Source organism: Actinoplanes sp. GCM10030250 (assembly GCF_042666575.1).
Lineage (GTDB): Bacteria > Actinomycetota > Actinomycetes > Mycobacteriales > Micromonosporaceae > Actinoplanes.
Map to the genome: position 1 here is coordinate 1 of NZ_JBHTDO010000048.1, position 21,707 is coordinate 21,707.

20 protein-coding genes and 1 pseudogene are annotated in these 21,707 nt (G+C 70.8%); 15 read left to right on the forward strand and 6 right to left on the reverse strand.

The window, feature by feature from the left end:
- Positions 1-282 precede the first annotated feature (282 nt).
- Positions 283-546, forward strand: coding sequence for a protease complex subunit PrcB family protein (locus ACFQV6_RS39180; RefSeq protein ID WP_378032777.1), 264 nt, complete (start codon positions 283-285; stop codon positions 544-546).
- Here ACFQV6_RS39180 and ACFQV6_RS39185 read toward each other — a convergent pair.
- Positions 539-967: a DUF6326 family protein gene (locus ACFQV6_RS39185; RefSeq protein ID WP_378032778.1), complete on the reverse strand. Its 429-nt coding sequence runs from the start codon at positions 965-967 to the stop codon at positions 539-541. The genes ACFQV6_RS39180 and ACFQV6_RS39185 overlap by 8 nt on opposite strands.
- Before the next feature lie 152 nt (positions 968-1,119).
- Between ACFQV6_RS39185 and ACFQV6_RS39190 the strand changes: the two genes are divergently transcribed.
- The 3 genes from ACFQV6_RS39190 (at position 1,120) to ACFQV6_RS39200 (ending at position 4,012) form a co-directional block, all read left to right on the forward strand.
- Positions 1,120-2,262, forward strand: coding sequence for a sensor histidine kinase (locus ACFQV6_RS39190; protein ID WP_378032779.1), 1,143 nt, complete (start codon positions 1,120-1,122; stop codon positions 2,260-2,262).
- Positions 2,259-2,912: a response regulator gene (locus ACFQV6_RS39195; protein ID WP_378032780.1), complete on the forward strand. Its 654-nt coding sequence runs from the start codon at positions 2,259-2,261 to the stop codon at positions 2,910-2,912. Before ACFQV6_RS39190 ends, ACFQV6_RS39195 begins: the two co-directional genes overlap by 4 nt.
- Before the next feature lie 95 nt (positions 2,913-3,007).
- Positions 3,008-4,012, forward strand: a complete 1,005-nt coding sequence (locus ACFQV6_RS39200; RefSeq protein WP_378032781.1) for an LD-carboxypeptidase — start codon at positions 3,008-3,010, stop codon at positions 4,010-4,012.
- A gap of 77 nt (positions 4,013-4,089) precedes the next feature.
- On the opposite strand, the gene ACFQV6_RS39205 is transcribed toward ACFQV6_RS39200, so the two are convergent.
- On the reverse strand, positions 4,090-5,364 hold the full coding sequence (locus ACFQV6_RS39205; RefSeq protein ID WP_378032782.1) for a tetratricopeptide repeat protein: 1,275 nt from the start codon (positions 5,362-5,364) through the stop codon (positions 4,090-4,092).
- A gap of 173 nt (positions 5,365-5,537) precedes the next feature.
- On the opposite strand from ACFQV6_RS39205, the gene ACFQV6_RS39210 reads away from it, so the two are divergent.
- The 4 genes from ACFQV6_RS39210 to ACFQV6_RS39225 are packed head-to-tail and all read left to right on the forward strand — an operon-like array spanning position 5,538 to position 9,105.
- Entirely contained in the window at positions 5,538-6,947 is a 1,410-nt protein-coding gene (locus tag ACFQV6_RS39210) for a DUF4331 domain-containing protein (RefSeq protein ID WP_378032783.1), read from the forward strand.
- Positions 6,948-7,000: 53 nt separating this feature from the next.
- The gene (locus ACFQV6_RS39215; RefSeq protein WP_378032784.1) at positions 7,001-7,429 is read left to right on the forward strand and encodes a hypothetical protein; all 429 of its coding nucleotides are present in this window, start codon (positions 7,001-7,003) and stop codon (positions 7,427-7,429) included.
- 42 nt (positions 7,430-7,471) lie between these two features.
- Positions 7,472-8,077 (forward strand): sigma-70 family RNA polymerase sigma factor, encoded by a 606-nt coding sequence (locus ACFQV6_RS39220; RefSeq protein ID WP_378032785.1) that lies wholly within the window; start codon positions 7,472-7,474, stop codon positions 8,075-8,077.
- Complete coding sequence (locus ACFQV6_RS39225; protein ID WP_378032786.1) at positions 8,074-9,105, forward strand: maleylpyruvate isomerase family mycothiol-dependent enzyme; 1,032 nt, start codon at positions 8,074-8,076, stop codon at positions 9,103-9,105. The genes ACFQV6_RS39220 and ACFQV6_RS39225 overlap by 4 nt, the downstream gene beginning before the upstream one ends.
- Positions 9,106-9,138: 33 nt before the next feature.
- On the opposite strand, the gene ACFQV6_RS39230 is transcribed toward ACFQV6_RS39225, so the two are convergent.
- The 4 genes and pseudogenes from ACFQV6_RS39230 to ACFQV6_RS39245 form a co-directional block, all read right to left on the reverse strand.
- The gene (locus ACFQV6_RS39230) at positions 9,139-10,026 is read right to left on the reverse strand and encodes an alpha/beta fold hydrolase (protein WP_378032787.1); all 888 of its coding nucleotides are present in this window, start codon (positions 10,024-10,026) and stop codon (positions 9,139-9,141) included.
- 32 nt (positions 10,027-10,058) lie between these two features.
- Positions 10,059-10,355: a hypothetical protein gene (locus tag ACFQV6_RS39235; RefSeq protein WP_378032788.1), complete on the reverse strand. Its 297-nt coding sequence runs from the start codon at positions 10,353-10,355 to the stop codon at positions 10,059-10,061.
- Entirely contained in the window at positions 10,355-11,941 is a 1,587-nt protein-coding gene (locus ACFQV6_RS39240) for a peptide chain release factor 3 (RefSeq protein WP_378032789.1), read from the reverse strand. Before ACFQV6_RS39240 ends, ACFQV6_RS39235 begins: the two co-directional genes overlap by 1 nt.
- 116 nt (positions 11,942-12,057) lie before the next feature.
- A pseudogene (locus ACFQV6_RS39245) lies at positions 12,058-12,156 on the reverse strand (heat-shock protein HtpX); the annotation flags it as partial.
- A 255-nt stretch (positions 12,157-12,411) separates the two neighbouring features.
- Between ACFQV6_RS39245 and ACFQV6_RS39250 the strand changes: the two are divergent.
- The 7 genes from ACFQV6_RS39250 (at position 12,412) to ACFQV6_RS39280 (ending at position 21,691) form a co-directional block, all read left to right on the forward strand.
- The gene (locus tag ACFQV6_RS39250) at positions 12,412-12,861 is read left to right on the forward strand and encodes a peptidase inhibitor family I36 protein (protein WP_378032790.1); all 450 of its coding nucleotides are present in this window, start codon (positions 12,412-12,414) and stop codon (positions 12,859-12,861) included.
- Positions 12,862-12,944: 83 nt separating this feature from the next.
- Positions 12,945-13,820, forward strand: a complete 876-nt coding sequence (locus ACFQV6_RS39255) for a hypothetical protein (RefSeq protein ID WP_378032791.1) — start codon at positions 12,945-12,947, stop codon at positions 13,818-13,820.
- Between the two features lie 76 nt (positions 13,821-13,896).
- Positions 13,897-14,670 carry an alpha/beta hydrolase family protein gene (locus tag ACFQV6_RS39260; protein WP_378032792.1) on the forward strand — a complete coding sequence of 258 codons (774 nt, stop codon included), beginning with the start codon at positions 13,897-13,899 and terminating at the stop codon, positions 14,668-14,670.
- A 77-nt stretch (positions 14,671-14,747) separates the two neighbouring features.
- Positions 14,748-15,623, forward strand: coding sequence for an alpha/beta fold hydrolase (locus ACFQV6_RS39265; RefSeq protein WP_378032793.1), 876 nt, complete (start codon positions 14,748-14,750; stop codon positions 15,621-15,623).
- Positions 15,624-16,380: 757 nt separating this feature from the next.
- On the forward strand, positions 16,381-18,516 hold the full coding sequence (locus ACFQV6_RS39270; RefSeq protein ID WP_378032794.1) for a hypothetical protein: 2,136 nt from the start codon (positions 16,381-16,383) through the stop codon (positions 18,514-18,516).
- Between the two features lie 29 nt (positions 18,517-18,545).
- Positions 18,546-20,087, forward strand: a complete 1,542-nt coding sequence (pelF, locus tag ACFQV6_RS39275; protein ID WP_378032795.1) for a GT4 family glycosyltransferase PelF — start codon at positions 18,546-18,548, stop codon at positions 20,085-20,087.
- Positions 20,084-21,691 (forward strand): hypothetical protein, encoded by a 1,608-nt coding sequence (locus ACFQV6_RS39280; RefSeq protein ID WP_378032796.1) that lies wholly within the window; start codon positions 20,084-20,086, stop codon positions 21,689-21,691. Before pelF ends, ACFQV6_RS39280 begins: the two co-directional genes overlap by 4 nt.
- Positions 21,692-21,707 lie beyond the last annotated feature (16 nt).

Sequence of the window (21,707 nt, forward strand, 5' to 3'; positions counted from 1 at the left end):
CGACTCCACCAACTCGGCGTCACCACCACCCGCCTCGCCACCGGATAACCCCAAACAGTGGCCCCCAGGGCCGCTCCGCGGCCCCGCGGGCCATCCACCCCACCCAACCAAATCCCCAACCGCTGCCTAACAACTGAGCCAAACCAAAAAGCAACAGGCTCCCTTGTGCGCCCGGACCGGAAACCTTCCGCGGGTCTGCACGTCGTCCGCGATGCGGACGAGTGGACGCGGCACTGGGCGGGATCGTCCGCCGGCCAATCATCCGGGCCAGCGGTGCCGGCGGTGGACTGGCAGACCGAGATGTGCGTTGTCGCCGCGCTCGGGGCGTGTTCGAACACCGGATATTCCGTACTCATCGGAGCGATCACCGTCGTCGGCGACCGGATGACGGTCCTGGCGCATGAGATCCGGCCAGGCCCCAACTGTTTTGCGCTGTCTGCCATCACCTATCCGTTCCATGCTGTGGCGACGCCTGCCCACGCCGGCCCGGCCGAGTGGGTCAAGCGCGTCGCCTACGAGGACTGCGAAGCGGGTTCATCTACGTGACTTTCGGCCACGCCCACGCGACCCGGGTGATGATCAGCAGGAGCGCTATCTCGATCATGGTCCCGGCGATGTAGTAGACCCAGGTTTCACCGATGAGCGTGGCCGCGGCGGTGACCACATAGAACAGGCTGACGACCATGTTGGCGATCCGGTTAACTTGCGCCCGGGCGAGCAGCGAGATGACGACCATCAATGCCGCGACCACGATGTACAGCGTCGTGAGTACGAGAAACGTCTGGTCGATCGTGAACTCGGTGCCGGACACCTCACCGGCGAGCACTCCATCGATCACATCAGCGCGGTAGAAGCCGAAGATGTCGACGTAGGCGAACACGAACAGCGTGGTGACCCATAAGCCGCTGAGCATCACCTTGACGTCGGCCCTGGTGTCGAGCAGGGTGCTTGCCTGATTTCCGTTCACGGGTCTTCTCCTCCGGTAGGCGCCCAGTCTCAGGCGTACCGGCGGTGGGGCGCCCGGCTCCTGCGGCCGGGGCTTTCCTGGCCTATCGGCCAGGGAAACGGCTGGTCGCGCGGCGGGTTCGCGGGAAGCGCCCGATCGCTACCGTGACAATCGTGTCCGACGCTGCGACGAGTCTGCTGTCCGCCGTGCGGCGCCCGTCGCCGTACACCCGGCGCGACTGGGCCCTCGCCGCGCTGGTGCTGACCGTGCTCGTGTTCGATGCGGCATTCCGAGACCTGGCTTGGCGGCCGGTAGCCGTCGCATTCGGATCCGGCCTGGCGCTCGCCGTCCTGGTCCGGCGGATCCACCCGCTGCCGGCGGTGGTGTACGCCTTCGGAGGGTTCGCGGTCCTCGACCTCGCCACGTTCGTCATGGGCACCGAACCCGTGGTGCTGCACAGCGGATGGGTGGTTCTGGTGCTGGCCTACTCGCTTCTGCGATGGCGTGCCGGCCGCGAGGTGGTCGTCGGGATGGCAGTCATGGCGGTGGCGCTGACCGTCATTGTCAGCGTCGACCTCCCCGGGTTCGCTGAGGCGATCGCCGGGATCGCCATCGTGCTGCTCGCCGCCGCCCTCGGGGCGTCGGTGCGCTACCGGACAATCGCCCGCGGACAGCTGATCGTGCAGGCCAAGCTTCAGGAACGCGAACAGCTGGCTCGGGAGTTGCACGACACCGTGGCTCACCACGTCTCCGCGATCGCGATCCAGGCGCAGGCAGGCTTGTTCCTTGCCCGGTCATCGTCGCTAAGCGGAGCGACGGAGGCCCTCGAAACCATCAATCAGGAGGCGGCCCGGACGCTGGCGGAGATGCGCACGATGGTCAGTGCACTGCGCGACCACCGGCAGCAGCCGCCGCTGGTACCCCAGCGCGGGATCGCCGACATCGACGGTCTCGCCACCGGCAGCACCGGGGCGCTGCGCATCGACGTCGAGCTGCGCGGTGACCTGACGTCCCTCCCGCCTGCCGTCGAGGGTGCCCTCTACCGCGTGACGCAGGAATCGATCACCAACGTCCAGCGCCACGCCCGGCAGGCGACCCAGGTCATGGTCGAGGTGACCGGCGGCGCCACCGATGTCGAGCTGACGGTCAGCGACGACGGCGCCCGCATCGTGTCTGCCGGCGGCCTGCCCGGATTCGGGCTGCTCGGCATGACCGAACGGATCACGCTCCTGGGTGGCACGCTCACCGCCGGACCGCAACCGGAAGGCGGCTGGATCGTCCGGGCCGTCCTGTCCCGCCGGAGCGCCGCGACATGACCATCCGCGTTCTTATCGCCGACGACCAGGGCATCGTACGAGCGGGACTGTCGACGATCCTCAACGGACAGCCCGGCATCGAGGTGGTCGGGGAAGCGGCCGACGGACGTACGGCCGTCGTGCTCGCCCGCCGGCTGAGGCCGGACGTGTGCCTGTTCGACATCCGGATGCCCGTGCTGGACGGCATCGAGGCCACCCGTCTGCTCGCCGGACCGGACATCGCCGATCCGATCGCCGTCGTCGTGATCACCACGTTCGACACCGACGAGTACATCTACGGAGCCCTCAAGGCGGGCGCCCGCGGCTTCCTGCTCAAGGGCGCCGAACCGGACCAGCTGGTCCAGGCGATCCACGCCGCCGTGCGGGGTGACGCGCTCATCGACCCGGCCGTCACCGGCCGGCTGCTCGCCACGTTCGCCACCAGCGGCCCGGCCACCACACCGGCCCAGCCGGTCCACGCCCTGACCGGCCGGGAGGAAGATGTGCTGGACCGGGTCGCGCGGGGCAGGACGAACGCCGAGATCGCGCGGGAGCTGCACATCAGCATGAGTACGGTCAAGTTCCATCTCACCGGCCTGATGACCAAACTCGGGGCCCGGAACCGCGTCGACCTCGCGCTGTGGGCCTACCAGACCAACCGCGTCACGTGACGCCCGTCCCGGGTGGCGAGCCGGGGTTGATCCCCGGAGCAGTGGTCCGGTGAAAATATGTGGCGCGGTGTGGCGCGTGTGCGAATACTGCCCCGGTGACCGATTCCGCATCACCTCAGTTGCTGCGACCTCGTGCGCTCAGGCCCGGAGATCTCATCGTCATCGCGTCGCTGTCCGGGCCACTGCCAGCGGCCTACGAGCGCAACGTCGAACAGACGGTGGTGGTGCTCCAGCGGATGGGCTTCCGCGTACGCCGGGCACCGTTGCTCGAAGTGGGACGGCACCGGTGGTGGAGCGCGGCGGCGCCGGCCGAGATCGCCGCGGAGTTCAACGGTTTTCTTCGTGATCCTGAGGTGCGTGCGATCGTCGCGGCTGACGGCGGCCAGACGGCGTTCGGCTACCTCGACCTGATCGACTTCGAGGCGATCGTGGCCGACCCGAAGCCGATCCTCGGCTACAGCGACATCTCCCTGCTGCATCTGGTGCTCTACGCACGCGCGGGCCTGGTCGGTTTCCATGCCGACATGGCCGTGCCCGGCTTCGGCGGGCACTGGCAGACGGCGCCGGCGGCGCGCCGAGCGGAACTCGAGACGCTCTACTCCAAGCTGCTGACCGATACCGAGCCGATCGGTGCCCTACCGGCGAGCTCGTCGTGGGAGTGCTGGCGCGCCGGGCGTGCCGAAGGCCCACTGATCGGTGGGGTGATCAATCGCATCGCTCTGGTGCAGGCGACGCGCTTCGCTGTGCCGCTCGAGTGGTTCGACGGTGCCGTGCTGTTCTGGGAGGAGATCGGCGGCCACACTTCGCACGTGTGGAGCTATCTGCAGGTGATGCGGCACTGCGGCATCCTCGATCGGATCTCCGGCATGGTCGTGGGCGTCCCGCGCGACATCGCCGGACTCGAATCGCCCGAGGCGGGCCCGGCGCTGTCCGAGATCGTCCTCGACGTACTCGGCGACCGTGACATCCCGGTGCTGGGCAACGTCGACTTCGGACACGCCGGCCCGAATCTGCCGATGCCGGTCGGCGTCCGCGCCGGCCTCGACACGCGGCAGCGGACGTTGTCGCTGCTCGAACCGGCAGTGCGCCCACGGCGGTAACCTCCAGCCGGACCTGGGCCGCCGGCATGCGAACCGCCACCTTCCGGGGTGGAGATCCGCGTGGATCGAGTGCCCGCCTAACCGGTCAGCTCGGTCAGCTTCGCGCGGGCGAGCGGAACGTGCCGCGTGGAGAAGTGCGGGTCGAGCCGCAACGCGGTCTCCAGCTCCACCCGGGCCGCGTCGCGCCTGCCCAGGTCGGCGAGGATCATCCCGCGGTGGTAGTGCAGAAGTGCGCTACGGGTGCCCAGCCTCAGCGACCGGTCGGCGTAGGGGAGTGCCTCCGCCGGCCGCCCGGCCGCCCGCAGCGCCCAGCCCATCGCGTCCGCGCCGAGGATGCCCGGCCGCTCGGCGTAGAGGCGGCGGGCGGCGTCGAGCGCGGCCGGATTGCGGTTGTCGGCGGCGAACAGCACCGGGTCGGGCTCCGGCGGGTTGCCGCTGCCGGCCGCCGCGGACCAGACCTCCCACGCGCGGGCATGCTCTTTCGCACCCTCGGCCGGTTGGCCGGCGGCGATGAGCAGGTCACCGAACTCGACGGCGGACGCGGGGTCCAGAGCCGGTACGGACCGGAACTCGGCGATGGCTCCGGCGGTGTCGCCGCGGGCCACGCGTACCCGGGCCAGGCCCGCACGCAGCGGCGGATGGCCGGGCAGCAACCGCAGCCCCTCAGTGAAATGGGCCGTCGCGGTGTCGAGGTCGCCGGTCTCCAGGGCCAGCTGCCCGAGGTGCAGCCGCGCGAACGCGGCGTCCGCCGGGTCGGGTGCGGCGTCCAGGGCGCGGCGCATCGCCGCGGTGGCGCGGGCGAGGTCGCCGCGCAGCTCCCAGGTGTAGGACGCCCGGGCGTACGAGGCGGCGTCTGGCCGCAGGTCCACCATCTGCTGGACGGTCGTGAACGCCTCGTCGTAGCGGCCCAGCTCGGTGAGCGCGTCGGCCACCACACCGAGCGCGGCCGCCCGGTACGGATCCACCGCCAGCGCGGCACGACCCTGCTTCAGCGCGGCCGGGAAGTCGTGGTGTGCGGCGGCGAGTGCACCCAGACCGGTCAGCGCTGTCGCGTTCTCCTCCGGCCGGATCGACAGCGACCTGTCCAGAGCCTCCTGGGCGCGGGCGTAGTCGGCCAGGTCCGCGGTGGTCCGGGCGCGTTGGACGTACGCCATGCCGAGCTGACCCCAGGTCGTCCAGTCGTTCGGCACCCGCTCCAGCCGTCGGCGTGCGGCGGCGATCGGGTCGGTGTCGCCGACGGTCCCCTCGCTCGCCGGTGTGCTGTCCTTCCACGGTTCCAGCAGCGCACCGGCCGTCACGACCAGCGCGACGCCGAGCACCGAGACGACGATGAGCATCACCACGCGGCGCATTTGCGGACCTCCTCGGCTGGGTCTTCGTCGGGCGGGATTCGCACGCGGCGGCCTCCCGGATGACCGATGTCGTCAGGCCGACTCGGCACATCCGGGACGCGCCGGGCCACGAACGACCTCCGACAGCCACAGCGGCTCGTCCGGGCCGCAGCGGCTCCGTGGAGGAGGAAGAGATGTTCCGACAACCGACAGGGAGACCGGCGCTCGGCGTCGCGGCGGCACTCGTCGCGGCCGCCTGCGTCGCGTCGCTGGCGCCGGCGATCTCGCAGGCGTCCAGTCACCGGGAGGCGCCGCTCGTCGCCGGTGAGCCCCAGCTGGACAACACCGACGTGTACGCGTTCGTCAGCCCCGACTCGCCGAACACCGTCACGATGATCGCCAACTGGGTGCCCTTCGAGGAGCCCAAGGGCGGGCCGAACTTCTACCCGTTCGCCAACGACGCGGCGTACGACATCAACATCGACAGCGACGGTGACGCACGGGCCGACCTGATCTACCGGTGGACCTTCGACAACACCTACCGCAGCAAGAACACGTACCTCTACAACACGGGCGTGGTGACCACGCTCGACGACCCGGATCTCAACTTCTGGCAGAACTACAAGCTGGAAGCCATCACCGCCTCCGGGAGCACGGTGCTGGTGAACAACGGGCGGGTCGCGCCGTCACGGGTGGGCGCGGCGTCGATGCCGAACTACGCCCAGCTGTCCAACGCGGCGATCACGAACCTGCCGGGCGGTGGCCGGACCTTCGCCGGGCAGGCCGACGACCCGTTCTTCATCGATCTGAACTTCTTCGACAACTACTTCGGCGGAAACTTCTCCGAGGTCGGCGTGGACACCGTCCGCGGCTACAACACCAACACGATCGCCATCCAGGTGCCCAAGAGCGCGCTGGCCCTCAAGGGTGACGCGACCAAGAACCCGGTCGTCGGCATCTGGTCCACCACGTCCCGGCAGCGCATCGAGGTCGTGGACACGCTGAACAACCGCAACCGGTACGGCGGCTGGCAGCAGGTCTCCCGGCTCGGCATGCCGCTGGTCAACGAGGTCGTCATCCCGGTCGGCCGCAAGGACGAGTTCAACGCGACCGCACCGCAGAACGACTCCCGGTTCCTGCCGTTCGTGACCAGCCCGGAGGTGCCCCGCCGGATCCAGGACCTCTACAAGATCCCGGCACCGGCCACACCTCGCAACGACCTGGTCGAGGTGTTCCTCACCGGACTGTGCAAGGCCTGCGGACCGGTCGCGGCGGACCTCAACTCGCAGCGGCTCAACGGCGACGTCGACCCGGCCAAGTTCATGCCCAGTGAGCAGCTTCGCCTGAACATGTCCGTCCCGCCGGCGGCGACACCGAACCGTCTCGGCGTGCTCGGCGGTGACAACGCCGGATTCCCGAACGGGCGCCGGCTCGCCGACGACGTCACCGACGTCACCATCCGGGTGGCCGAGGGTGTGCTGCTGCCGAACCACCCGGCAGCGGTGGACGGGCTCAGCGACGCCGTCGACAACAACACGTTGCCGTTCCGCGGGACGTTCCCCTACGTCGCGCTGCCCAACGTGATCGCGGTGAACCAGAACTGATCGGACGACTCTGGGGCGCCGCGACAGCGGCGCCCCAAGGGAAGGAGCACATCGTGAAGCGTCCACTGATCGTGGCGGCCACACTCACGGCGGCGGGTGTTCTGACCGGAACCGCCGTACTGATCCTGCGTCCCGCCCCGCCGTCGCGGCCACCACTGGTCTTGCCGGCGGTGGAACAGTTCACGCCGGGTGCCTGCCGCGACGCCGCCGAGGCCGTCCGCTCGCTCGCCCGGCTCACCCACGGCGACGACGTCGCGGCGCTGTCGGCCGCCGACCGTACCGAGCTGCGCCGGGTGCAGGACCAGTTCGTGACGCTCGGGCCCACCGCCACCGCGGACGTCCGGGAGCCGATGGAGGCCTTGGTCCTCGCGCTGGGCTACCTCCGCATCCGGCTCGACAGCAAGACGGCCGAACCGCGGTACCTGCGCGACGTGGAGACGGAACGCTCACGGCTGGAGAAGACATGCGTCACCGCCCGGTGACACTCCCGGCGACCCGCAACCCCGAGTGAGGCCGAGGTGGGGATGAGCGCCCTGTCCCAGCAGCGGGACACCGACGCGGTCCGCGACGACGCGATGCTGCGCGACCGGCTCGTGTACGGCGACGAAACCGCGTTCCTCGACCTGTACGAGCGGTTCGAGTCCCTGGTCTTCACGATCGCCGCCCGGGTCACCCGCGACGGTCAGGCCGCCGAGGACGTCACCCAGGAGGTGTTCCTGGCCATCTGGCAGCGTCCGCTCGCCTACGACCCGGCCAAGGGCAGCCTGCGCGGCTGGCTCGCGATGATGGCTCACCGCCGGGCGGTCGACCTGGTACGCCGGGAGGAGACACACCGCCGCAAGTCTCTGGACGGGCGGCTCTACGCCGGTGCGGTCAGCCGTGGCGATCCGGTCGGCGACCAGGTGTCGGACGCCGACGCGGCCCGGCGTCTCGGCACGGCACTGAAGACCCTGCCCGCCCATCTGGCCCGGGCGATCACGCTGGCCTACCTGGAGGGCCACACCTACCGCGAGGTCGCGATCGTGCTGGGTGTGCCCGAGGGCACCGCGAAATCCCAGTTGCGTGACGCCCTGCGCCGGCTGGCCGTGGCTCTGCGCGGCATCCACACTTCCGAAGGGGAGGAGAAATGACCGGCACCGACAGCCACACGACGGTCCTCCCGCTCCTCGGTGCGTGGGCGCTCGACGCCTGTCCACCCGCGGAGCGCGAACTGGTCGAGGCGCACCTCGGCACCTGCACCACCTGCGCGGGGGAGAGCCGGGAGCTGCGCGAGGCCGCCGCCGGCATCGGCGGCGAACACCTACGGCCGCCGGCCGGGTCGCTGGTCCGGCTGCGGTCGGCGGCGTGGGCGCGGCGGCGCCCGGCGACAGCGACCATGGGGTACGCCGCCCCGTACGCCGCCCAGGTCTCAGCCCTTGATCTGCTGCTGTCGAACCTGGCCCCCGGCGACTGGGAGCGAACCGCGGCCTACGGCGAAATGACGGTGCACGACCTCGTCGGGCATCTGGCCGCCACCGACGGCCTGGTCGCCGCCGGCCTCGGGCTGCCCGTCGAGCAGCCGGTCGAGCCGGGCCAGAAACTCGCCGCGCGCACCGCTGCCGTGCTGCGCCGGGAACGCGAACGGCCCGCCGAGCAGACCCGGCAGTCCTGGCGGGCCCAGGCCGACGCGATGTGCCGGTTCCTCGCCGGACAGCTGGCGCCCGGTTCGGTGACGGTCGTCATGGGCCGCCCGTTCCCGCTGGTGGACGCGCTGCTGGCCCGGGCCTTCGAAACCTGGATCCACGGCGAGGACATCGCCGCGGCGATCGGTCACCAGGTCGCCCGGCCGCTGCCCGAGCACGTGCGCCCGATGGTGGAGTTCGCCGTGCGCATGCTGCCCGGGTTCACCTGCCGCCGCATCGCGCCACCCCACGACCGGTATGTGCGCCTGCACCTGACCGGCGCGGGTGGCGGGGTGTGGACCGTGCCACTCGACGCCGCCGCCGTGGTCCCGGCCGTGGTCCGGCCGGCCGCGGTGGTGGCGCTCGACGTGGTCGAGTTCTGCCGGCTGGCCGGCGACCGTCGCGACCCGGGCCGGATCGACGCCGAGATCGGGGGTGACATCACGCTGGCACGGGAGTTCCTCGCCACCGTACCCGCGATGGCCGCCGTACCGTGACGGTCCTCGCCGGCAGCCATTCACCGGCCGGTCCTACACAGACTCCGCCAGATCGCGGATCACGGCGGCCACCGCGGCGGGATGTGTCATCACGACGTTGTGGCCACCGGCGAGGTCCACCAGCTCACGCCGGTCGCGCCCCGCCGCGATACCGGCCACCTCGGAGCGGCGCCGGGCGTAGAACCCCTGGTCGGGCAGCACGATCGTGATCGGGCAGGTGACCAGGTCGTAGACGTCGACGCTGGGATGGACCGCCGCGTCCTGCGGCGCCTCGGTGGTCGCCGCCACCTCCTCGATCGTCGGCAGCCGCACGAAACAGCCGTCGGCCGCCGGCTCGGCGGTGAAACTGCGGGCGGCGACCGCGCGCACCAGCTCCGGGTCGGCACCGGCGTTCAGCCAGTCGGTCGGCACCCGGGAGACCTGCTCCTCGATCCAGGCGTCGCGCGGGCCGCTGTCGAGGCGCAACCCGTAGCCGAACGCGCGGCGCAAGTCCTCGGCGGTCCTCGCCGAGCGGGTCTCGGCGAGCGCCTTCGCCGCGGTCGGCCGGTCGTCGAGGACCAGGCCGTCGACGATGCCGACGGCGGCCGGTTCGACGAGGCCCGCCGCGGTTACCGCGGTGACCGCATAACCCCCGGTGGAGTGGCCGACCAGCAGCGGCCGCTCCCAGCCCAGGGCCTCGACCACCACCGCCAGGTCACGCCAGTACTGCTCGGCGGTCTCCGACACCGCGGTGCTGTGACCGTGCCCGCGCAGATCGACGGCGACCACCCGGTGGCCGGGGAGCAGCCGGTCCGCGACAGCACCCCATGCGGCCGCGTTGTGACCGGTGCCGTGGACCAGCAGCACGGGCCGGCCGGTGCCGCCGTGATCGAGGGCGGCCAGCGACCCACCGGGTACGGCGAAGGAGACCTCAGTGCTCATGGGTCTTCTCTACACCCATGGCGGCCCACTTTTCAGCCCGTGGACATCCTGATCAGCGCGTTGCCGCCGAGCAGCAGCACGTCGGCGCCGGCGACCAGGGCCATGCTCAGGTTGAGCCGCCGGGCGGCGAGCTCCGGATCCGAGCCGGTCAGGCCCCGCACCACGTTGACGATCGCGGCGATGACCAGCGGGATGCCGCCGATCAGCAGGAAGCCGACCTGCGAGGGCGTGTTGCCGCGCGCCACCAGCATGCTGACCAGCACGACCGGCACGATCCCGAAGATCAGCGCGGCGAGTACGGCGTACCAGCGGAGCGGTCCGAGCGCCATCAGGCGTCGAGCCGCAGGTCGGGGTGGCGCCCGGCGATCGTGCGCATCCGCCACCGGTGCGGGAAGAGGGCGAGCAGGGCGTCGTCACGCACCCGCGTCATCACCTCGACGCCGGCCTCGGTCCGCAGGATCTCGCGGCCGGCGGCGTCGGTGCGTGCCGCTGTCTCGTACGGCAGGTGGTCGAGCTGCACCCGCACACCGAACTCGGCCTCCAGGCGATGGGTGGCCACCTCGAACTGCATCGGGCCCACGGCGGCCAGCACCGGCGACTGGTCGCCGCGCTGCTCGGAGCGCAGCACCTGCACGACACCCTCGCCGTCGAGCTGCTCGATGCCGCGGCGGAAGCGCTTGAAGGCCGAGGTGTCGTTGGTGCGCACGGCGGCGAAGTGCTCCGGCGGGAACGACGGCAGGGGCGGGTACTGGACGGGCTCGCCCACGTACAGCGTGTCGCCGATGCCGAGCGACGTGGCGTTGACCAGGCCGACCACATCGCCGGGAAACGCCTCGTCGATCGTGTCGCGGCCCTGCCCGAACATCTGCTGCGCGTACTTCGTGGTGAACGGCCGGCCGGTCCCGGCGTGCGTCGCGATCATGCCGCGCTCGAAGCGCCCCGAGCAGATCCGCACGAACGCCACCTGATCGCGGTGCGCCGGGTTCATGTTCGCCTGGATCTTGAACACGAAGCCGGAGAACGTGCTGTCCACCGGCTGATCCGCACCGGCCTTCGTGGGCCGTGCCGCCGGCGGCGGCGCAAGTTCCACAAGAACATTCAGAAGCTGGCGTACGCCGAGGTTGGCGACCGCCGCACCGAAGAGCACCGGCGTGCTCGTCGCACCGAGGAAGGTGTCCTGGTCGTGATCGGCGCCGGTCATCTCCAGCAGTTCGAGCTCCTCGGTCGCGGTGTCCCAGTCCGCGCCGTATCGCTCGGCTGCCTCCGCTGCGCTCAGCTCCTCCTCGATCGCCAGGTCGGCGCCGCCGGGGGAGCGCTGCATCCGGGTGAACACGCCGGTGCGCCGGTCGATGACGCCGCGGAACTGCCCGGCGATACCCACCGGCCAGGTCAGCGGGGTCGGCTTCAGCCCGATCCGCTGCTCGATCTCGTCCATCAGGGCGAGGGCGTCATGGCCCGGCCGGTCCCACTTGTTGATGAAGGTGATCACCGGGATGCTGCGCTGGCGGCAGACCTCGAAGAGCTTCAGCGTCTGCGGCTCGAGGCCCTTGGCCGCGTCCAGCAGCATGACTGCGCTGTCCACGGCGGTCAGCACCCGGTAGGTGTCCTCGGAGAAGTCGGCGTGCCCGGGGGTGTCCAGCAGGTTGATCACCGAGTCGCGGTAGGCGAACTGCAGCGCCGCCGACGTGACCGAGATGCCACGCTGCTGCTCCATCGCCATCCAGTCGGACACCACACCACGGCGGTCGCCCTTGCCGTGCACCGCGCCCGCCTGCCCGATCACCCGGGCGTGCAGGGCGAGAGCCTCGGTCATCGTCGACTTGCCGGCGTCCGGGTGGGAGATGACCGCGAACGTACGCCTCCGGCCGGCCTCCACAGCGACGCCCGTCATGGATGCCAGCACGTTCTGACTCACCAACCGCTCCTCGCGAAACACCGCATACCGTCCGCCGACGGTTATCCACCCGCAACCTTAACGTCACGTCAGACCGGAACCACGCAGGCCACCAGTGGGACGCGTCATACCATCGGTCAGCGCCGCACCAGCTCGGCGAGCAGGGTCCCCACGCCGGCCCTGATCTCGTCGCGGATCGGGCGGACCGCCTCGACGCCCTTGCCGGCCGGATCCTCGGGGTGCGATCACGGGCATCGGCATCCTTGCTCGGGCCGGCAGCTCACGGCCCGTTTCCCGCACGGCGTCCCATCGATAGCCGTCGAGGGGGCGCGGATGAGCACAGTGGACAGTATGCTGCTCCCGATCATGGTGGTGGCATCCGTGCGGGGACGGATCGGGCTGCGCTGACCCCCCCGTACCGGATGTTTCCGGCTGTCCGTATACGGGAGGTTCATGTGTTAACGCTAGGAACAGGAACGACAACGCGCGGCGTGGTGCGGGGTCTGGCCGTGGTGCTCACCGCGCTGTTCGCCCTGGTGATCGGCATCGGCCAGCCCGCCAGCGCGGCGACCCAGGCCGGTCTGACCCTGACGGCGGCCGAGCCGGTCTCCGCCCTCGCCGCACCGGCCGGTTGCACGGCCGGCAACCTCTGCTTCTGGAACGGCACCGGCTGGAACAGCGGGCCCGGCAAGCTGTCCGGATCCAACCCCAACTGGGCGGCGTTCTCGCACCAGGGCTGCCCGAACAACAAGTGGACCAACTGCGCCTCGTCGATCTACAACAACGGAACCAGCTGCACCGCTGAGGTGTGGCTGTCCGCCAACTACACCGAGGGCCGCGAGTTCCTCGCCCGGGGCCAGGGTGTCAGCAACCTGGCGACCTGGCACACCGACACCGGTCCCTGGAACGACAACATCTCCGCGAACAGCTGGTCCTGCTGATCGGTTCGCTGTACCGCCGGGCCGGTTCCTCGGTATCGCGCCGATGGAGCCGGTCCGCCGGCGATGTGAGGGAAGACAGGAACATGCGCCCGATCCTTGTAGTTGCCGCGCTCCTCGTGGCGGCCGCGACCGCCGGCTGTGGCTCCGCGTCGACCGCCACCCCGCCTGCTCCGGTCATCAGCACCGAGGCGCTCGATCTCGTCAGGCAGGCCGGCGGTTACGCCGCCGGTCAGGATGCGATCACCAGGGCCGAAGGGCGGTTGGTGGCACGCTGCATGACCGCGGCCGGCCTGCGCTACGTCGTCGACGACAAGCCGTCGCCCGCGACCGCGACCGCCACCGACTACGGTCTGTACGCCACGCACGTGGGCAAGCAGGCCGACCCGAGCGCGAACCGGGCGACGAACGACTACTACCTGGCACGTCTGCCCGACGCCGAACGAGCCGCCTACCTCGAGGTGCTGCGCAGCGCGGACCAGGCGGCCGTGCAGCTGTCCGACGGGCGGCAGATCACCTACTCCACCAGGGGCTGCGAGTCGGCCGCCCGGGTGAGCCTCTTCGGTGACCTGGAGACGCAGGTGAAGGTCTACTACGTGCCGCAGATCGTCAACAAGCCCGTACAGAAGCAAGTCCAGCAGGATCCGCGGTACCTCGCGGCCACCGCCGTCTGGAGCAGTTGCATGGCGTCCGGCGGTGCGCCGTACCCGTCTCCCGCCGACGCCCGCAAGCACATCGGCGAGCTGTACGAGAAGACCGGCCCCACCGCCGAGACGCACCGGCGGGAGATCGCCGTCGCCACCCTGGACAGGTCGTGCGCGACGAAGGCGCAGCTCCCGGCGATCGAGGCCACCATCGCCCGGTCCGTACTGACGGCGTTGCCCGAACCGGACCAGCGGGAACTCAACCGGCTCGCCGACGTGTGGCGCAAGTCGGTGGACATCGCCCGCTCAACGCCCTGACCAGGTCACCCGAACGGGGCGTGAAGTCACCCGCAACGCCGTCGCCCGGCTTGTCGCATGTTCATAGGGTCACGGTGTGCGGAGGATCGGGGCGATGGCGGCGGCTGTCCTGCTGCTGCTCGCCGCCTGCGGCACCAGCCCTCGCGCCCAGGCGGGCTCACCGGCCAGCGCCACACCCAGAATCCTGACCCGCGTCCTGAAGCTCGCCCGCGGCAAGGACCGCCCGCTGCCCACCACCCTCTGGTACGCGAGCGGCCCCGACGGCACCGGCATGGCCGCCGGCCGTCACCCGATCGTGCTCTTCAGCCACGGCCTCGGCGGGCTCCCCGAACAGTTCGCGCCGCTCGCCACCGGCTGGGCGAAGGCCGGGTACGTCGTTGCCGCACCCGCCTACCCGCACACCAACGGGCGGGTGAAGGTCGATTCCGGAGACATCCGGCGGCAGCCCGCCGACGCCGCGTACGTGCTGAAGCAGTTGACCGTAAGTGATCTTGCCCCGCATCTGAACGGCGACCGGGTCGCGGCGGTGGGCTTCTCCGCCGGGGGCACGACCACCCTCGGCCTGTTCCGGAAGGGACACTCACCCGCCCTGCGGGCCGCCGTGTCGGTTGCTGGCCGGCGGCCTGCCACCGGGTTCAGCGGGCCCGGCGCCCCGATGCTGTTCCTGCACGGTGACCGGGACCCGGTGGTGCCGATCGAGGCGGGCCGGGCGGCGTACGACGCCGTGCCCTGGCCGAAGCAGTTCGTGACGGTCCCCGGTAAGGGGCACGGCCAGTACCTGAATCCCGGCGACTCGGACTTCCCGCAGGTCTCCGCACGGATCCTCCAGTTTCTGGAGGAGCACGTCTGAGCTCGCCCGTCTCGGGGTGCGGCTGAACCACCGATAATCGGCGGCGTCCGGCGGCGGACAACCGCTACCGTGCCGCCATGGTGGATGCGCACGAGCGATTTGTGGCCTCCGGGCCGTTGCGGCTCTGGACCGAGCGGACCGGGGATCCCGAGCTTCCCGCTGTCCTGATGGTCATGGGTTCGGCCGCACAGGGTGTCCTCTGCCCTGACGCGCTGGTCAGCCGGCTTGTCGAGCGCGGAGTCCAGGTGATCCGCTTCGATCACCGGGACACCGGCCGGTCCAGCCTCGTCGACTTCGACGCCCACCCGTACACGATCGGAGACATGGCTCGCGACTGCCTTGCTGTGCTCGACGGTTATGGTCTGGACTCCGCTCACATAGCCGGCGCGTCGCTGGGCGGGATGATCGCTCAGTGGCTGGGAGTCCACGCGCCCGGCCGGGTCCGCTCCCTGACCGTGATAACCAGCTCGCCGATGGGCCACGACCCGCGTCCGGCGCTGTCACGGGCACTCGCCGGTGAGCCGGCCGACCCGGACGACCTGCCGCCCCCGGCGCCGGAGTTCCTCGCGCACACGGCCGCCGGGCTGCCGCCGGGCGTGGAATCCGACGTGGCCCTGTTCCGGGTCTTCAACGGCCCGGTCCGCCCGTTCGACGAGCCGTCCGCCCGGGCGATGCTCGAGCTGGCCCTGTCCCGCGCCACCGACCCGTCAGCCGCGGCCAACCACAACCGGGCCGCGTGGATGCCCGACCCTGACCTGAAGGCCCCCCTGTCGTCGATCACCGCGCCGACCTCCGTCGTGCACGGCGACCAGGACCCGGTCTTCCCGCTCCGCCACGGGGAGGCCCTGGCCGCCGCGATTCCGGGCGCGGAACTGCACATCGTCCCCGGCATGGGCCACGTCATGACCTCTCCCGGCCTCCCCGAGGAGGTCGCCGGCCTGATCCGGCTGTGACCGGCCTCGCGCGGGCCGCAGCCGAGCGTGCCACCGGCCCGCGGCGGCAGTGGGGGTGGCACGGTGTGGGCGCGACCGTGTGCGCCTCCGTGGGCTATGGGCACTACCAGGTCGCACGCAACCTCAACGTGTGCGACAAGGGCGGTTTGACATTGACTTATCTCTATTGCTATTAGATGTCAATAGGCTTCGCTCATGCGAAAGGTTGCCCGTTCGGACGAGGGGACGGCAATGTGCCCCGAGGCTTTGCCGATGCCCATTCTGCCGGGCAAATGGACACCCCGCGACCAGTGCCTTACCGACTGCTGAACACGTTCAGTCACCGCACGATTGCGCTAAGGCCCAGTTAAGGAGCGTTCTTCTGCTCCATGCGAAACCTCGCGAGCCGGTCTTCAAGCTTGAGATCCCTCCTAAGTGGAGCAAATCATGGGTGCTGGGCTGATCACCCGGGCTTGTCACGTAGCGATGAACGACGTGTTGCCGTCCCGGCCCGAAGTTGGCACGTCAGCGTCAGGTTGAGGCGTGCCGATGGTATTGCCGGATCGTTGTCCCGCACCAACTGAACCGGTCCCTTAGCACCGGCCGGCGCTCAACGTCAACGCTCCGTGCTGTCAAACAAAATGTCCGCTATCAATGGGCAGAAAATCCTTAAATCTTGCTTAGACTCGCCGTCGGCCCATTCCTGGCGAACGACCGAGTCCGGCCCGCGCCCGCCGCGGCACCGCTCCCTCGTTTGCTTCGTCCCGGAGGACGCCCGATGACTCCTGCCGCTCCCTCGCGCCGTCGCCCGGTGCGTATCGCCCTCGCCGCCATCTGCGCCGGCCTCCTGGTAGCCGCCCTGCCGGCCCCAGCCGCCGCGCAGCCGTCCTCGCCGAAGCAGCCAGGCGCGGTCGCGCCACGGGTGCCCGGTTACGGCGAGGTGGCGCGCCCCGAAGCGACCCGCCCGGCCGCGCTGCCACGGCGTACCGGCAAGGTGGCCGTGCGCTCCGCCACCTCCGCGCTGCCCTCGGCCCGTGCCGCGGCGGGCAACGACCGGGTGGCGCTGCGAGCGCTGGTGATCGCCACGAACACCGAGGACTTCGGCGTGCCCACGTGGAAGACCACGCTCGACCGGGTCGGCGCGGCCTACGACGTGCTCTACACCGCCGACACGCCGCTGACCATCGACACGCTCGCGCGCGCCGACGGCACCGGCCGGTACAACGCGATCCTGCTGACCAACAGCATGCTCGTGTACGCGTCCGGCGGCAGCTACCTCACCGGGCTGGACAGCGCCGAGTGGAACATCCTCTGGGCCTACGAACGCAACTTCGGGGTCCGCCAGGCCGCCCTGTACACCAGTTACGGCACCTGGCCGGAGGATTACTGCCTGACCTCGGCCGGGGAGACCGCGGTCGGCGACACCCCGCTGAACGTCGACCTGACCACGGCCGGCGCTGACGTCTTCGACTACCTCCGGGCCGGCGTGACCGTTCCGGTGGTGCAGTCGTACGTCTACCGCACCCGGATCACCGCGGGCTGTTCCGCCGAGGCGATCGCCACCAGCGGCGCCGACGTGCTGGGTGTCCGTACCACCTCCACCGACGGCCGCGAGCGGATCGCCCTCACCTTCACCCTCAACCAGTACCTGCTCCAGTCCGACCTGCTGGTCTACGGCCTGTTCCGGTGGACCAGCCGGGGCCTGTTCCTCGGTGAGCAACGGCACCACCTCAACGTCGACATCGACGACTGGTTCAACACCGCGGAGCACTACTACCCGGACGGCCACATCGAGTACGAACCCGGCTTCCGGGTGTCGGCGCGCGAGATGGTGAACCTGGACAACCAGCAGAGCGCACTGCGCGCCGCGCATCCGCAGGCCGCCGGGTTCACCTACAACCTGGCGTTCAACGGCAGCGACATCGACCCGTTCGCCGGCAACACGTGCAGCCCGGACGGCGGCCCGAACGAGCTGACCGCGACCACGAAATGCCTGGCGAGCCATTTCCGCTGGCTGAACCACACGCTCAACCACCCCGAGCTGAACCAGACCGACTACGCCACGACGTACGCCGAGATCCGGGACAACCGGGTGGCCGGCAACGCGATCGGGCTGACCGCGCCGGACGACGTCCTGAAGACCCCGGAGTACTCCGGCCTCGGCGTCTACACGGTCGACCCGGACGACGACACCGGCGCCCCGGTGGATCACGGCCTGGCCGGCTCCAACCCGAACCTGCTCCAGGCGGCCACCGACCTGGGTGTGAAGTACCTGCACGGCAACATGTCGTTCACCAGCCACCAGCCGGCGCATCTCAACACCGGTATCGCGCACCCGATGGCACCGGGCATCTCGGTGGTGTCGGACTGGCCGACGAACATCGCCTACTTCGTCACCACGCCGGAGGAGGAGACCGCGTTCTACAACTCCTTCTACGGGCCGAACGGCAAGTTCCCGTACTGGCCGACCGACCGGACCTATCAGCAGATCCTCGACTACGAGGCGGGCGTCGCGCTCCAGCACGTGGCGGCCGGCGGTATCAACACGCACACCTTCCACATCGCCAACGTCCACGACTACGGCGGCGGTGGCTCGCTGGTCAACGACTGGGTGCGGACCGTGATCGGCAAGTACGAGTCGTACTACGCCGTGCCGCTGCTCAACTCGGACTGGTCGGGGATCGGCGCGTACACCAGCGTGCGGGACGCGCACTTCGCGCAGCTCGCGGGCGGTGTCGACGCGGTCTACGACCGGGTGGCCGGTACGGTCGCGGTGAGCTCGCCGCTGGCCGGGACGGTCCAGGTGGGCGGTGTGCAGACGGCGGCCACCACGTCGTACGGCAGCGACCGCACGGCACCGGTGACGCTCACGGCGAACACCGCGGTGACGCTCACCGCGGTTCCGCGGGTCTGAGCGGCGTACCGGCCGGGGGCGGGTGACACGTGCGGATCGCGTTGGTGTCGGAGGGGACGTACCCCTTCGCGATGGGCGGCGTCAGCATCTGGTGCGAGCAGCTCATCCGCGGCATGCCCGACTACCGCTGGCAGGTTGTCGCGCTGACGGTCGACGGCACCGAGAAACCCGTCTTCGGCGCGCCGGCGAACCTGGACCGGGTGCACTCGGTCCCGCTGTGGGGCGGTGGTCCCGGTGACCACCGCGCCCGGCTGGCCCGCCAGGTGCGGCCCGGTACCGCGTTCACCGAGTCGTACCAGGTTCTGCTGCGTGCGCTGGTGACCCCGCTGGAGACCACCACCGAGGAGCAGCGCGCGGCCAACCGCAACCTGTTCCTGCTCGCTCTGCGCGGGCTCCACGAGTACGCGGCCGGCGGTGGCGACCTCAGCGCGGCGCTGATGTCGAACGAGGCGCTGGCCATGATGGTCGACGCGTGGCGTGACCTGCGCGTCGGCGAGTCCGGCCCGGCGCCGACGCTGGCCGACGCGCTGCAGGCCACCTGGCTGATCGAGCACATGCTGCGGCCGCTCAGCGCACCGGTGGTCGAGGCGGACATCGTGCACTGTTCGATGAACGGGCTCTCCACCCTGGTCGCGATGACCGCCAAGTGGCGCCACGGCACACCGTCGGTGATGAGCGAGCACGGCATCTACCTGCGTGAACGCTACATGTCGTACCTGGAGCAGGACGTCTCGCACGCGGTCCGCGTCCTGGTGCTGAGCTTCTTCCGGTCGCTGGCCGGTGCGGCGTACCTGACCTCCGACGTGCTGGCGCCGCACTCCGCGTACAACCGGCGCTGGCAGCTGCACAACGGCGCCGACCCGGAGCGCATGTGGACGATGTACAACGGCGTCGAGCCGGGCGACTTCCCGGCCGCTCTGGAGGAGCCGCAGACACCGACGATCGCGTTCATGGGCCGGATCGACCCGCTGAAGGACCTGCACACCCTGATCCGCGCGTTCACCCTGGTGCGTGCGGAGATGCCGGCCGCCCGGCTGCGGATCTTCGGCGGCACTCCGGCGGTCAACCAGTTCTACCTGGAGTCCTGCCGGCAGCTGATCGACGAGCTCGGGCTGACCGGCGCCGCCGTGCTGGAGGGCCGGATCGGCAACGCTGTCGACGCCTATCACGCGGGCAACATCGTCGCGCTGACCAGCATTTCCGAGGGTTTCCCGTACACCGTGGTCGAGGCCATGGCCTGTGGCCGGCCGACGGTCTGCACCAACGTCGGCGGGGTGGCCGAGGCGGTCGGTGACACCGGGATCGTGGTGGCGCCGCGCGACCACGCCGCGGTGGCCAAGGCCTGCCTGACCCTGCTGCGGGACGACGATCTGCGCCGCCGGCTGGGTGAGGCGGCCCGGCAGCGCGTCCTGGAACATTTCACGCTCAGCCAGTCGCTGCAGATGTACCGCAACGTCTACGAGGGACTCGCCGCACCGCTGAGCGCCGGACAGCCGCCGCGGCACCTGCGGGGGAACGGGCCGCTGCAGCGGCCCACGGACGGTTTCGGGATCAACGAGGTGCTGCGATGAGCGCCGGCGAGGGGGAGACGCCGGGCAGCACCCTGCGGCTGGCGGCCGACACCGAGACAGAGACAAACACCAAGACCGATCCTGTACGCCGAGAGCCCGGTGCCGCTTCGGATGCGCCCCGCGCGCCCCGGCAGCACCCGGCCGGCCGCCGGTTCGCCGCCGGCGATCACCCCGCACCGCCCAGCCACCCGGTGGTGCTTCCGCAGATCTCCACGGACCCGGTGGACGAACTGGTCGACCGGATGCGCCCGCGCCTGCGCCGGGCCGTCGACGGGCTCCAGGTGGCGGCGGCACTGGAGGCGGACGGCTGCACCGACCGCATCGCCCGGGTCGAGTACGGATTCACCGACGTCTTCAGCCTGGCGACCGCGGTCTTCAGCCGGCTCGGGCCGCTCACACCGGACGAAGCGCCGCCGGCCGCCGCGAGCCGCGGCCGGTGGGAGCGGGTCCGGGTGCTGGCGCACGGCCCGCTCTACGCGCTGCCCAGTGCGGTGTTCCCCGCCGTGCTCGCGGTTCTCGGGCAGCGCTCCCTCGTGCTGGCCCTGGCTCTGGCCGGTGGCCTGGGCTGGATGTACTCCGGTACAGCGGCCTACGCGGCGTACAAGTTGCTCGGCGCCGGCCGGTTGCGGGCGACCGCCCGGCTGCTGGCCGGCACCACACTGGCCGCGCCGCTGGCCGGCGCGGCGGCCGGCGTCGCGGTGGTCTTCCTCGCCGGCGGCGGGGCCACGCTGATCCTGCTGACGGCGGGCCAGCTCGCCTATCAGATGGCCGGCACCGTCCTGGTCTTCTACCGGCAGGAGGAACGGCTGGCGGCGACCATGCTGCCCGCGGCCGTCGCGGGCGGCGCCTACCTGATCGCCGGGCCGCAGCTGCGCCCGGCGGCCGTCGCGTTCGCCGTGGCCGGGATGCTCGCCGCGTTCGGTGTGGCGCTGCTGGCGACCCGGGGCCGTGGCACCGACGGGGAGCCGTCCGGCCGCCCGGTCCTGCGGTCGCACCGGTTCGGCCTGGTCGGCGTGACCTGCTACGGGTTCTGCTCCGCCGTACTGCTGCTGCACGCCCAGGCGCCGTACCTGCTGACCCGCTTCGACGTGGCGGCGTCGGTGGCGCCGCTGATCCTGGTGATGGGCTTCGTCGAGTGGCGGGCCGAACGGTTCCACCGCCTGGTCGTCGCCATGACCCACCGCATCGAGCGGCCGATGGAGTTCCGGCCGGCGGTGTGGCGGCTGATCGCCCGGGACACGATCGCCTGCCTGGGTGTGACCGCGGTGCCGGCCGTCGCGCTGGTCGCCCTGTTCGCCGTCACCGGCCGGCTCTCCGCGGGCGGCGTCCTGATGATCGCGGCGCATGTCGTGCTCGGCGGCGCCTACCTGGCCGGCTTCCTGCTCGCGGGCTTCGAACGGCACGGGTGGCTCTGCTCCGCCCTGCTAGCCGCGATCGCGGTGCACGTGGGCGCCGGGCTGCTGCTCGGTGTCAGCCCGCTGTTCGGCGGCCCGGGCGTGGTCGCGGTCGACGCGGCGCTCTATCTGGGCAGCGTCCTGGCGCTGCAAGCCCTTTTCCTGCTGGGCCTGGTCCCGCTCGTGGGACAGGCACGGCACTACCGGTAGATCCCGACTGGGAGGT

What these genes read in the sequence shown, in the direction of transcription:
- ACFQV6_RS39210 (WP_378032783.1), top strand. Translation starts at nt 5,538, where the DNA reads ATGTTCCGACAACCGACAGGGAGACCGGCGCTCGGCGTCGCGGCGGCA.
- ACFQV6_RS39265 (WP_378032793.1), top strand. Translation starts at nt 14,748, where the DNA reads ATGGTGGATGCGCACGAGCGATTTGTGGCCTCCGGGCCGTTGCGGCTC.
- ACFQV6_RS39195 (WP_378032780.1), top strand. Translation starts at nt 2,259, where the DNA reads ATGACCATCCGCGTTCTTATCGCCGACGACCAGGGCATCGTACGAGCG.
- ACFQV6_RS39230 (WP_378032787.1), bottom strand. Translation starts at nt 10,026, where the DNA reads ATGAGCACTGAGGTCTCCTTCGCCGTACCCGGTGGGTCGCTGGCCGCC.
- ACFQV6_RS39280 (WP_378032796.1), top strand. Translation starts at nt 20,084, where the DNA reads ATGAGCGCCGGCGAGGGGGAGACGCCGGGCAGCACCCTGCGGCTGGCG.
- ACFQV6_RS39255 (WP_378032791.1), top strand. Translation starts at nt 12,945, where the DNA reads ATGCGCCCGATCCTTGTAGTTGCCGCGCTCCTCGTGGCGGCCGCGACC.
- ACFQV6_RS39220 (WP_378032785.1), top strand. Translation starts at nt 7,472, where the DNA reads ATGAGCGCCCTGTCCCAGCAGCGGGACACCGACGCGGTCCGCGACGAC.
- ACFQV6_RS39205 (WP_378032782.1), bottom strand. Translation starts at nt 5,364, where the DNA reads ATGCGCCGCGTGGTGATGCTCATCGTCGTCTCGGTGCTCGGCGTCGCG.
- ACFQV6_RS39235 (WP_378032788.1), bottom strand. Translation starts at nt 10,355, where the DNA reads ATGGCGCTCGGACCGCTCCGCTGGTACGCCGTACTCGCCGCGCTGATC.
- ACFQV6_RS39270 (WP_378032794.1), top strand. Translation starts at nt 16,381, where the DNA reads ATGACTCCTGCCGCTCCCTCGCGCCGTCGCCCGGTGCGTATCGCCCTC.
- ACFQV6_RS39225 (WP_378032786.1), top strand. Translation starts at nt 8,074, where the DNA reads ATGACCGGCACCGACAGCCACACGACGGTCCTCCCGCTCCTCGGTGCG.